This is a genomic window from Streptomyces sp. NPDC090445, assembly GCF_044769385.1.
In the GTDB taxonomy this organism is placed as follows: domain Bacteria; phylum Actinomycetota; class Actinomycetes; order Streptomycetales; family Streptomycetaceae; genus Streptomyces.
Window position 1 is genome coordinate 81,310 of sequence record NZ_JBIVXV010000027.1, and the last position, 10,862, is coordinate 92,171.

9 protein-coding genes and 3 pseudogenes are annotated in these 10,862 nt (G+C 68.9%); 6 read left to right on the plus strand and 6 right to left on the minus strand.

All coding sequences use genetic code 11. The features are described from left to right. Nucleotides 1-191 precede the first annotated feature (191 nt). Nucleotides 192-461: a M48 family metalloprotease gene (locus ACIQUT_RS32860; protein WP_403568365.1), complete on the minus strand. Its 270-nt coding sequence runs from the start codon at nucleotides 459-461 to the stop codon at nucleotides 192-194. 435 nt (nucleotides 462-896) lie between these two features. Here ACIQUT_RS32860 and ACIQUT_RS32865 point away from each other — a divergent pair, with 435 nt between their 5' ends. Together ACIQUT_RS32865 and ACIQUT_RS32870 are read left to right on the plus strand one after the other, a co-directional pair. After that, the gene (locus ACIQUT_RS32865; RefSeq protein WP_403568367.1) at nucleotides 897-1,325 is read left to right on the plus strand and encodes a hypothetical protein; all 429 of its coding nucleotides are present in this window, start codon (nucleotides 897-899) and stop codon (nucleotides 1,323-1,325) included. Between the two features lie 777 nt (nucleotides 1,326-2,102). Then, nucleotides 2,103-3,746 (plus strand): pyridoxal-dependent decarboxylase, encoded by a 1,644-nt coding sequence (locus ACIQUT_RS32870; RefSeq protein WP_403568369.1) that lies wholly within the window; start codon nucleotides 2,103-2,105, stop codon nucleotides 3,744-3,746. A 301-nt stretch (nucleotides 3,747-4,047) separates the two neighbouring features. On the opposite strand, the gene ACIQUT_RS32875 is transcribed toward ACIQUT_RS32870, so the two are convergent. From ACIQUT_RS32875 to ACIQUT_RS32885, 3 genes are all read right to left on the minus strand, one after another. Beyond that, a complete protein-coding gene (locus ACIQUT_RS32875) occupies nucleotides 4,048-4,563 on the minus strand; it encodes a hypothetical protein (RefSeq protein WP_403568370.1) in 516 nt (171 codons plus the stop codon). A gap of 839 nt (nucleotides 4,564-5,402) precedes the next feature. After that, complete coding sequence (locus ACIQUT_RS32880; protein WP_403568372.1) at nucleotides 5,403-6,689, minus strand: UDP-glucose dehydrogenase family protein; 1,287 nt, start codon at nucleotides 6,687-6,689, stop codon at nucleotides 5,403-5,405. 508 nt (nucleotides 6,690-7,197) lie between these two features. Then, on the minus strand, nucleotides 7,198-7,581 hold the full coding sequence (locus tag ACIQUT_RS32885; RefSeq protein WP_403568381.1) for an RICIN domain-containing protein: 384 nt from the start codon (nucleotides 7,579-7,581) through the stop codon (nucleotides 7,198-7,200). Between ACIQUT_RS32885 and ACIQUT_RS32890 the strand changes: the two are divergent. Next, a pseudogene (locus ACIQUT_RS32890) lies at nucleotides 7,477-7,692 on the plus strand (site-specific integrase); the annotation flags it as partial. The gene ACIQUT_RS32885 and the pseudogene ACIQUT_RS32890 overlap by 105 nt on opposite strands. Here ACIQUT_RS32890 and ACIQUT_RS32895 read toward each other — a convergent pair. After that, nucleotides 7,642-7,776: pseudogene (locus tag ACIQUT_RS32895) on the minus strand (IS5/IS1182 family transposase); the annotation flags it as partial. The pseudogenes ACIQUT_RS32890 and ACIQUT_RS32895 sit on opposite strands and share 51 nt — an antisense overlap. Before the next feature lie 109 nt (nucleotides 7,777-7,885). Here ACIQUT_RS32895 and ACIQUT_RS32900 point away from each other — a divergent pair. Next, a complete protein-coding gene (locus ACIQUT_RS32900; RefSeq protein WP_403568373.1) occupies nucleotides 7,886-8,434 on the plus strand; it encodes a hypothetical protein in 549 nt (182 codons plus the stop codon). 419 nt (nucleotides 8,435-8,853) lie between these two features. Here the strand turns inward: ACIQUT_RS32900 and ACIQUT_RS32905 are convergent, their stop codons facing one another. Beyond that, complete coding sequence (locus tag ACIQUT_RS32905) at nucleotides 8,854-9,396, minus strand: hypothetical protein (protein WP_403568375.1); 543 nt, start codon at nucleotides 9,394-9,396, stop codon at nucleotides 8,854-8,856. A gap of 489 nt (nucleotides 9,397-9,885) precedes the next feature. On the opposite strand from ACIQUT_RS32905, the gene ACIQUT_RS32910 reads away from it, so the two are divergent. Further along, a complete protein-coding gene (locus tag ACIQUT_RS32910) occupies nucleotides 9,886-10,389 on the plus strand; it encodes an N-acetyltransferase (RefSeq protein ID WP_283461651.1) in 504 nt (167 codons plus the stop codon). Between the two features lie 193 nt (nucleotides 10,390-10,582). Then, nucleotides 10,583-10,768 (plus strand): annotated as a pseudogene (locus ACIQUT_RS32915) (transposase); the annotation flags it as partial. Nucleotides 10,769-10,862 lie beyond the last annotated feature (94 nt).

Sequence of the window (10,862 nt, forward strand, 5' to 3'; positions counted from 1 at the left end):
TCTCAGCCGGCCGCACGAGAAAGAGTCGGGCGGTGGATCGGGGTCCGCGAGGCGCGGGGCAGCAGGGACCGGCCCGTCACCCATGACCGGACATGCGACGGCGCTTCGTGTACGACGCGGTCACGGCTGGCATCCACCCTGGTCTCCTCCTGGACCTTCAGCCGACTCGTGGCGATCCGCGTCACCGTCGCCTACCCGCTCGCCGTCTTCGACCCGTCTGCCGGGCCCGCTGCCTTCTCAGACGTACATGTCGAACGGTCCAGGTACGCGATGTCGACGTCGCGGTTCCGCAGGTGCGCCAGCTCGTGGAGGACTATCGCACGCAAGGCTTCGGGGTCGGTGCGGTGCAGCGTGATCAGACCCCGGCTGAGCATGACGTAACGCTTGCCCGCCCTGCCGAAGGTGAGCCCGTTCACACTGCCGTCGAGAAGGCCCACCAGCAGGTTCGTCCGCCGGTTCACCACAGCAGAGCATCGTCGGCGACTCCCCCGCACCGAGCGAGCAGACGTGCGGCCTCGGCGTCACCCGGGGCGGACCACCCCGCAGCACTACCCCCGCCGTCCCCCGCGGCGAGCGCCCGTCGACCAGGTCCGGCCAGCGGTGCTCCCTCCGGCATGCCAGCCTCATGCCTCCCGCTCTGGGACTGGTGTGGCCTGACGTCGAGGGGGCCGTCGTTCGCACGGGCCGAGGTCGAGCGCCTGATCGCGGAGGGGAGTCTCGTCTCGGCGGTCCGGCTGGGCGGCAGGCCCTCCGGTGACTTCACCTTCAGGCTCAAGCTCTGATTCGCGTCAACTCCCCCTTCTGCGGCCTGAACTGACAGGTCGCGGGAAGGGGGATGTCCGACCCACGGGGTAGGGTGCGCGCGATCGCCCCAACTACCTTTGCGGAGAAGGAACATGCGCATATCCTCTGCCCTGCCCGCCGCCCTTGCCCTGACGGCCGCGACGCTCGCGGGAGGGGCGGCCCCGGCCGCCGCCGAGACCACCCTCAGCACGGTCAAGCTGGAGGCCGGTGCCAACCTCCACCACAACACCGCGAAGGTGAACTACGAGCGCATCGACGGCGCGGTGAACTCCGTCAAGGTCACCTACGTGCTGATCACCTCCGGCGAGCGTGACTGCGCCTGGGTTCAGTGGAACGACCCGAAGGCCGGCGGGGACGGCTGGACCTCCCTCACCCCCGAGCCTTCGTGTCACGGCATCGGCATGGGGGAGCCGCGCGAAGTCGTCATCAAGGCCCCGGCGGGCCACCCGCTCAAGGTGCGCCTGGCCGCCTACCACTCCGACAGCGCCGACGTGATGCACAAGGACATCGCGAGGCTCTAGCCGCGCGGCCGGACGGGACAGTCGGCCCGGACGGTCTTGCCTGGGCCGACTCGGTGCTCCCCCGCGCGGGGGAGCCACCTCGCCATCCAGGACCAGACCGCTGGGCATCTGCTCCGCGGCCGCGATCATATCGGGCTCTCCGGGGGCGAGCCGGGCCTGGTCGACGAGCGCGTGGTAGGCATTCGCGTGCGCGGCGGGCAGGGCCGCCGCCACGTGCGGGCCGATGTGCGGCGGCCTGCGGCGTACGAGCGGGGCGGGCCGCCCGGGTGTGTGCGGTCCGTATCCGTCAGGGCGAGGACGTCGTGGAGGTCGGGGCCGACGTACGACACCTCGATCTCGATTTCGCCCTCTGATCATTTGCCTGCACGGTTGATGGAATGGCGCGAAATCGCCATTCCAAACCGTCGACGCCGTTGCCCGGGGCCACTCTCTAACACCCCCTCCCATATTGAGCACACCCCCGCTTCATTCGAAATGATGAACAGTCGATACGTGTAGACGGCCCGGTAACCGAGGTGGCGGATTGCACCTATCCTGTAGCCGCGAGACGCACGGCGAGCAGCACTTCTGCCGCTCTGGCGGCTGCCGTGTCCCCGGCTCAGTGCACGCCGGCTGCTCCGGTCATCCATTTTTCGAATAATGGGCAGGCGGCTGGCAGCATGTCTCGCTCCCGCGTTTATCCCCTAATAAGCCTCGAGCGGTTCCCGACGCCGTTACCGTCTGACCTTGAACACATCCGGTCGCTGCTTGGCGAATCGCTCAGAATCGGACATGCGAATGACCATCGAACACTCCGGTTTGCACCTGTCGGCGCTGCCGACCGACGAGGACTACCGGCTCGGCACCGACGCCTACACCGATGAACACAGGACAGCGGTCCTCGCCAAGCTGGGTGAGTACCTCGGCGAGCGGCGGGGGCGTCTGCTGGGCTACCAGGTCAACCTGTCGCTCGACGGCCACACCGCCCTCGGCCGCTTCCTCGGCCACCACATCAACAACGCCGGGGACCCGTTCGTCGACAGCAACTACAGCCTGCACTCACGGTGGCTGGAGCGCGCGGTCCTGGAGCACTACGCCCGCCTGTGGCACGCCCCGCTTCCCCAGGATCCGGCCAACCCGCAGGACCAGGACGGCTGGGGCTACGTCCTGTCCATGGGCAGCACCGAGGGCAACCTCTACGCCCTGTGGAACGCCCGTGACTACCTCGACGGTAACGCCCTCGTACGCGACGAGATCGCCGGCGACCACAGCTGCCGCACCACCTACCTCCGGGCCAAGCACCCCGACGACAACCCCAACGCATACTCCCCAGTGGCGTTCTTCTCACAGGAGACCCACTACTCCCACATCAAGGCCATGCGGGTACTGGACATCCCGACCTTCTACGACCTCGGCGGAAGCCTCTACCCGGGCCGGTGCCCCATCGACCTGACCGGCACCGGGATGCAGACCTACAACGGCTGGCCCCTGGGCGGCGTCCCGACCACCGGCGGCGACGAGGGACCCGGCACGATCGACGTCGACGCCCTGGTCGCCCTCGTGGACTTCTTCGCCGCCAAGGGCCACCCCGTCCTCGTCAACTTCAACATCGGCAGCGTCTTCAAGGGCGCCTACGACGACGTCCAGACCGCCTGCGAGCGCCTGCGCCCCGTCTTCGAGACCCACGGTCTCATCGACCGCACCGTCCGTTTCGACCCCGACGACCTCGACCGGGTCAGCATCCGCAACGGCTACTGGATCCACGTCGACGGGGCGCTCGGCGGCGCCTACGCCCCCTACCTGGAGAAGGCCCGCAACGCGGGGCTCATCGACACCGCGCCCCCGGTGTTCGACTTCCGCATCCCGGAGGTGTCCTCCATCGTCACCAGCGGCCACAAGTACCCCGGGGCGCCCGTCCCCACCGGCATCTACATGTCCCGCGCGGGATCCAAGCTGCGCCCGCCGTCCGACCCGGCGGTCGTCGCCTCCCCGGACAGCACCTTCGCCGGCTCCCGCAGCGGATTCGCCTCCCTGGCCATGTGGAACCAGCTCGCGCAGCTCGGTGAGGAGCAGCAGGTGCGTCAGGCCGCCGAGGTCCTGCGGCTTGCCGAGTACACGGCGGAACGCCTCCGGAAGCTCAGCTCCATGCTGCAGGAACGCGGCGAGCCCTGGGCCGAAGACGGTATCGAGGTCGGCCACGGCGACCACGCACTCAGCGTCTGGTTCCAGCAGCCCCGGGCCGAGATCGCCAAGAAGTACTCCCTGGCCTGCGTCCCGCTCAACCTCGGCGGCCGCCGCCACGACTACAGCCACGTCTACGTGATGCCGCACGTCACGCAGGAACTCATCGACGAACTCATCGACGACCTCTCCCTCCCCGGAGCATTCGATCGCTCCGCCGAAACCGACGCCGAACGGCCGCTGCTCCCCGGCCAGCGCTGATCCGGCACCGTCCCAGTCCGGCCCCACCCCCGACTCAGGCACCAGCGCCGCCCCGCCATGCGGCGGCCCACCGCGCCTTCGCGTGAGGGGTGCCGGGCGACTCCCGCCGCCCGCCTGCGGGCGGCGGGGTTCCACCATGAGGTCGAGATCCATGGCGAGGCCTGCCGCAAGCCGGCCGCCGCGATGCTGTGACCAGGGCGCGCAGGGTCGTGCGGACCAGGCGGCCGGAGATCTCGGAGGTCGGGCCCCGGTGTCCGGGTCGCGCGGCACGCAGATCGCCACGTGCAGGCCGGGAGCGGCGTCAAGGCGGCTCGCGAGTGCGGCAATGAGGTCGGCCGCGTAGGGCGGTACAGGATCGCCCCGTGGCTGCGCAGTCCCGTTGCGCCGGTGCGAGGCCGGGGGTCTCGATGTAGATGAAACGGCGTGCACGGCCAATTGCGTCGAGAAGCGCCCACTGGGCATCGCGGCGGCCGTACGCGGAGGTCATCACCTCGCGTTCGGCCTCCTCGAACAGCCTCTCGCGTGTCGGTTCCGACAGCGTGTCATCGTCCTTGAGGCCTTTCAGCGCGTTGATGATCTGCGTGCGGTACGGCACGCCGGCCGGAACGAGGTTGTATTCGACCCGGTCGACGAGATCGTCGACGTTCTGCGGGCGCGTCGTCGAGTCGGGGTCAATCGCCCCGCTCGTACGCAGCACGGCGAGTTCGGGTGTCGCGCAGATCGGCACGATCATCTGCATCGCAACGCCAGCCATGGTGCCGAGGGGCAAGGTGGCCATCGAAGGTTGGTCCCAGCGCGCGTTGGTGATCTCCGCCATGCGCGTGTCGAAGCGCGTCGTACGCCGGAAAGCAGCACGCCCGAGATCCCACGCGAGTCGCCCGCCGTCCGCTCGGAAGGTCCCGGTCCCCGTCCCGGCCGGTCCCCGCCGGGACGGGGACCGGCCGCGGAGTTCACCGCGCTGGGCCGCCCGTGTCCCCCGCTGCTGCGTGGCGCATGGCCGACAACCGGGCGCCGGCCAGCGCCGATGTGGCGTTTGCGGCCTGCGATCTTCTTGCCGGCGCCGACCGGCGGCAGCGCGGTGGCGGCCACTACCGGACCGGAATCCTGCCAGTTGGTGAGCGTCGACCACCCGTCCGGCGCATTGCCAACGCCCTCCGCCAGCCCGTCCTCCGGCTCACTTCCGTGGTGTTAGCCCATGCGGGCTGGCGTCCGAATCGCGCGCCACTGACCTGCCGATTCCCTCGTCCGCCGGCCGCAGTGCGCCGAGCCGTTGCACCGCACCACAGAAGTTGAGCCAGAGCCGGTTGAAGTGAACGAAGCCACTCCAGGGCGGCACGGAGCTGCGGGTCCTGCCCGTAGGCCTCCTCACCGGTCGCCCACGGTGCCGCCACGCCGGCGTCGATGGCCCGCACCAAGCAGGACGAGCGCTTGGCCTTCTGCGACGCCTACCGCGGCCGGAGGAAACCGAAGCCGTCGCTTGGCGGCGGCACGTATACGAGGCGCGCCACCTCGGCGCGCTGCGCCTGGAGCGTCACCGGCTCGGCAACGAGGCCGGCATCCGGGACTCCTATGCGGCGGTGGCCGGGGAGTTGTCCGCGCTCGTCCCCTGACGACGAGGGCGCCTCTGGACTTGGGAGGCGCCTCTCGGTTGTTCGGTCAGGGGCGGCCGACGGAGGTGTACCGGAATCCGATCTCGCGCAGGCGCGCGGGGTCGAGGAGGTTGCGGCCGTCGAACATGACCGGTGTGCGCATGGCGCTGTGGGCTTCGGTCCAGTCGACTTCGGCGAGTTCGGACCATTCGGTCACGATCACTGCCGCGTCCGCGCCAGCGAGGGCCTGCTGGGGGGTGGGGTAGCGGGTGGTGGAGTCCCAGGGTTCACCGGCGGCCGGGCGGGCGAGGGGGTCCCAGGAGCGTACGTGGGCGCCTTCGGCGAGCAGGCGGCTGGCGAGCACGGTGGAGGGTGCTTCGCGCATGTCGTCGGTGTCGGGCTTGAAGGCCATGCCGAGGAGGGCGATGCGCTTGCCGGCGAGGTCGCCGAGTTCGTCCTTGAGGTGCTGGACGGCGCGGCGCTTTTGGATGTTGTTGACGTTGATGACGGCGGTGAGGAGCTGGGGGTGGAAACCGGTGTTGGAGGCCATCTGGCGCAGGGCTTCGCTGTCCTTGGGGAAGCAGGAGCCGCCCCAGCCGATGCCGGGGCGCAGGAAGTGGGCGCCGAGGCGGTGGTCCATGCCGACGGCTCCGAGGACTTCGGTGACGTTGGCGCCGGTGTTCTCGCAGAGGGTGGCGATCTCGTTGGCGAAGCTGATCTTCGTGGCGAGGAGGGCGTTGGAGGCGAGTTTGACCATCTCGGCGGACTTCACGTCCATGGTGGCGACGGGGGCGTTGATGCCGGTGTGCAGGGCCGCGACGAGGGCGCCGGCGGTGTCGTTGTCCTGGCCGATGACGATGCGGTCCGGGGCCATGAAGTCCTGGATGGCTCGGCCTTCGGCGGTGAACTCGGGGTTGGAGACGTAGCCGACGTCGGCCTGGCCGATCTCGTCGAGCAAGGCGCGGGCGCGGGTGCCGGTTCCGACGGGGACGGTGGACTTCATGACGACGGCCTTCAGGTCGCGGGCGTCGGCCAGGGAACGGACGACGGACCACACGCGGGAGAGGTCGGCGTCGCCGGAGGCCGATGGCGGAGTGTCCACGCAGACGTAGGCGATCTCGGCGCCGGAGACGGCCTTGGTGAGGTCCTCGGTGAAGGTCAGACGTTCCTTGTTCCGGGCGATCATGTCGCCGAGGCCGGGTTCGTGGATGGGGACGTCACCGGCGCGGAGGATGCGGACGCGCTCGGGGTTGATGTCCCGGACCGCCACGTGGTGGCCCAGCTCGGCGAGGCACGCTCCGGTCACCAGCCCGATGTATCCGGCGCCGAACACCGCGATGCGTCGCTCTGCCATGTTCTGTCCATCCTTCTCGTGCCGGTTCATTATGGTTGTTCGGATATGCCCGGGTGGCGCCCGGATCTCGGGCGCCACCCTACTCGGCAGCGCTTCCACTGCCGGAATCCTGCTGCTTCCCCCGGCGGGGCGACGTCGGCGGGCCGCTGGCGCGCGGTTCAGGAGGTCCGGTCGGTGAGGACGCGGTCGTAGATGTCGAAGTAGCGGGGGGTGAGGTTGCGCCACTACGCCGAGAGCCCTCGGGATCGGTGAGCAGCAGGCCCAGGGCGGTGCCCGGATGCGGCTCTCCGGGGACTCGAAGCACTGCCCCGGCTCTCCGGCGAAGAAGTGGCCCGCAGGCATACCGCACCGGCCGGGCCTTCGGGAAGCTGAGAGGGAGGCGCCTTGCACGACCCCCGACCCGCGACCCGCGACCCACTGCTCCGATGACCAGGGGCCGCTTCGGTCAGCTTCACGGTGTGGTTCCGCGCCCGCCGCTTCGCGAATCGGGCGCGGAACCACGTCCTGGTCAGCCCTCCATCAGCACGAGGTCCGGCTTGCTGGTGCCGACCCACGCATGTGTGGGGTGCGAGGTGTTGCAGGTCCACTGCACGGCGTGGGCGTCATGGGCGGTACTGCCCCCGTGGACCGTGGCGCAGAGTCCGTTGCCGATGTTGAACAGTACGGCCCCGCCCCCGGTGCTGGTGCCGGTACGCCACTGCTGCGTCGCGTACTCGCGGCAGTCGAACTGCTCCAGGACGGCGCCGTTGGCGCTGCTGCCGTCTCGAATGGACAGGCAGTGTTTGCTCTGGCCGGGCGCCGCTGCCCGGTGAAGGCCAAGGGCGCCCGCACCAAGGCCCGCCGCCGGGGCCAGGCCCGCGAGGACTACGTGCTGGAGACCGTGTACTGGGATGCCGGCACCGCCCGCCTCCTGCCCCGACTGCTGAAGGGCCGCACCTGCGGGCCGGTGGCCCCAGGGCCGGCCCTTGCGGACTGGATCCGCGCCCTCCCGCCGCAACGCGGTCACGAGCTTGCCGAAGCAGCGCGGGCTCAGCCCGGTGAACGGGGCTATCCAGGACGGCTCCGAAGCGGTGATCACACCAGCCATGTCCAAGATCGTCTAACGGCGTGATCGCCTCGCCCATCGAGACTCAGTGATCGGGATTCGGCCGCAGCGAGATCACCCAAGTCGTCGCCCGAGGTATTACGGTCTTGATGTGATCTACCTGATAGGCGGCCCGCCACGGGTGGGTAAGAGCACCCTCGCATGGATGCTGCTGGAAAGAGAGGGCATTCCGGGATGCCCGACCGACGCTCTGGTGTCGATGCTGCAGCGCGCTGCACCCGAGCACGGCGTGCGGCATGGTACGCATCCAGACAAAGCAGTGCTCGCCCAGCCGTTCCTCATCGAGTTCATCCGTGCATCTGCGGAGGCTCTGGATGACTCCGATCCCGAGGACGGCTATGCAGTAGAGGGGGACATCGTCACACCGGCGGCGGCCACGGCTGCCGCCGGTCTCGGGATACCGCTGACCTCCGTCTTCCTTGGAAATACGAAGCTGACCCCCGAACACCTGCGGGTAGCCCCGGACTGGCTCGAAGGAGCCGATGACACTACCTACCGGGAGATCGCCGCGTGGGTCAGGCAGCAGAGCGCTGCCCTGCGTGAAGCGTGTGCGGCCAGCGGGCACGCCTACGTCGAGTTGGGGACCGGCTACACGCAGGGCATCGAGCGGGCCTACTCGGCGCTGGCAGAGAAGGCCTGACCGCTCGCCGTCAGCACCGCGGACACTTACGCGACAACCCTTAGCTTGATCTTTAACGTCCGAGTTCGAACGTGGCCTCCTGCTTGACCACTCGGTTCGGTAACCGCCGTACGCGGAAGCGGCCTTCGTCTGGATCATGTGCTCCGACCAAGGAAACACTCACATCCAGCGCGAAGGCCGTGGGATGGGTTGCTGCATGAGGATGTCCCGCGGGAGGCGCTGGCGGATCTGTCACGCTTCCGGGGCGAGTTCTGCTCCTGCCTGACCGCTCGTTCGGACGCGTTGTTCGAGCTGACCGACGCGATCTTGTGTGGATGGCTGTGACCAGCACTTTCGCCGCACGCCTGGCAGCGCACCCGCCCTCAGTCGGTATCTCGGGCATGGGAAGTGGTGGGACCGGGCGGTCGAGCCTTGATGGCTCAAGCTTCGATCTGTATCCAGCTGTCGCCGGCGCGGAGCCAGAGGACACCGTCGCGGCCCTGGGCGCAGCGCATGACTACCGGCCCCGGTAGTCGCAGCTGCTCCTGGGCGGTGATCACCCAGGCATCGTCGACGAGCTCCGCGCGGCTCAGCTCGACGCCGGGACGGTTGTGGAACCGGTGGGTGAGGAGCATCCGGGTGCCGCGGACGGCGATGCCGTCGGTGTCTCTCAGGGGGTTGCGGTAGCTGGTGATGTCGCCGGTGGCGGGAGCGACTCGGGATAGGAAGGCACCCTCGGGGCTGTACCAGGCGAGCCAGGCCACGGCCTCCTCGGTGGTGCCCGCACTTCCGCCGAGGGGCCATACGGGGAGCCGTCCCTGAGGGCTCCAGGTGTGGGTACCGTCGGTGTCCCAGCGTGCCAGGCCGGCACTGGTCTCCGGGTGGTCTCCGTAGATGCCCTCGTCACCGTACGAGGTCCAGATGCCGCCGTCGCGGTCGGTGACGATGTAGTCGATGTCGTCGCCGATGCAGAAGTGACTCACCGGGTATCCCCCGGAGGAGTACACAACCGCGTTCCTCTCCCAGATCCCGTTCTGATCCCGGCGTACGCGGCCTGACACCAGCAGAAACCGTGACCACGAGAGCAGGGCCAGGTGGCTGGTCCTCGCAGTTATGCCGGTTACGGGGGTGCGGTGTTCCACCCCGCCCGAGACCACAACCAATACGCCGTCACACGGAGCCGCCACGCTCCATCCTGGTGCTCGAACAACTCCGGAAAGCGGCCGAAGAACAGGCATGCCTCACGCAGAGCGGAAGGGAGTGACAGACCCAGCCGGCCTTCCACCTGCTTGAGTTCTCCCCAGAGAAGCGACGATTTCGCCGTTCTCGGTGTCGGCCTGCACCCTGACGGCGGCGAAACGGGAGTCTCGATCGGGTGATCGCGGGCCTTGCCCGGCATGAGAGCAGGGCCTGGCGGTATGCGGGGAAAATCCAGGGGAGCGGACGGCCGCGCGCTGCTACGGTCGGGCGCCATGAGCTGGCTTCCCGATGACTTCGTCCACCCCGTCCTGGTACCACTGCCGGGGGGTGGTCATCACCTGCGGCCGATCCGGGAGGTGGACACCCCGCTCGACTATCCGGCTGTGATGGGTTCGCGCGAGCGGCTGTGGACCATTTTCGGCCCGGCCTGGGGCTGGCCCGCGGACACCATGACCTACGAGGCCGACCAGGCCGACCTTTTGCGGCACGAGAAGGAGATCGCCGCGCACCAGTCCTTCAACTACGCGCTGTTCGACGCGGCGGAGACAGTTCTGCTCGGCTGTGTCTACATCGACCCGCCGGAGAGGGCCGGCGCGGACGGCGAGATCTCCTGGTGGGTGGTGGACGAGCTGGTGGGCAGCAAGGTCGAGCAGGCCCTCGACGCGCTGGTGCCGCAGTGGATCGCCGCCGACTGGCCGTTCGAGCAGCCGCGCTTCCTCGGCCGTGAGATCTCCTGGTCGGACTGGCTCGCCCTGCCGCAGCATCCCGACACGTAAGTGGTTGTTACCCGTACCGATCTCGAAGGCTGTCGGTCGAACGAGAGTCTCGATCGGGTGACTGCGGCGGTTTCCGCGCGTGGAAGCAGGGCCTCCTGGTAGCTCGGGGGTGCGATCCCATTCCGAGTGGTTCCCGGAGGCCCTGTTGTCGTTGTTGTACGTGCCCGGGCACGTTGACTTCAACTCGCCCGCCGTGTCGTGCGATTGCCTCGCGCATGTGTACGGCAACGCGGCCGACCATCCGGACCGGGTGCGCCGGTATCCGTCGGACATGACGGACGCGGAGTGGGCGGCCGTCCGGCCGTTGCTGCCGGTGCCTGCCTGGTTCCAGGGGCGGGGTGGACGGCCCGAGGGCTACTGTCATCGGCAGTTGTTGGACCAATGCCACGAAGTTAAGGGCTCGTTGGCGGTGTCAAGGCATCGGGGAGCGTGATCTTGTAGGTGTTCGGTGCCGTGCGGGTGAGCCGGCCGTT

Bases quoted from the DNA above. Each gene is read 5' to 3' on its own strand.
- ACIQUT_RS32910 (WP_283461651.1), top strand. From the start codon at position 9,886: ATGAGCTGGCTTCCCGATGACTTCGTCCACCCCGTCCTGGTACCACTG.
- ACIQUT_RS32875 (WP_403568370.1), bottom strand. From the start codon at position 4,563: ATGGCGGAGATCACCAACGCGCGCTGGGACCAACCTTCGATGGCCACC.
- ACIQUT_RS32865 (WP_403568367.1), top strand. From the start codon at position 897: ATGCGCATATCCTCTGCCCTGCCCGCCGCCCTTGCCCTGACGGCCGCG.
- ACIQUT_RS32870 (WP_403568369.1), top strand. From the start codon at position 2,103: ATGACCATCGAACACTCCGGTTTGCACCTGTCGGCGCTGCCGACCGAC.
- ACIQUT_RS32880 (WP_403568372.1), bottom strand. From the start codon at position 6,689: ATGGCAGAGCGACGCATCGCGGTGTTCGGCGCCGGATACATCGGGCTG.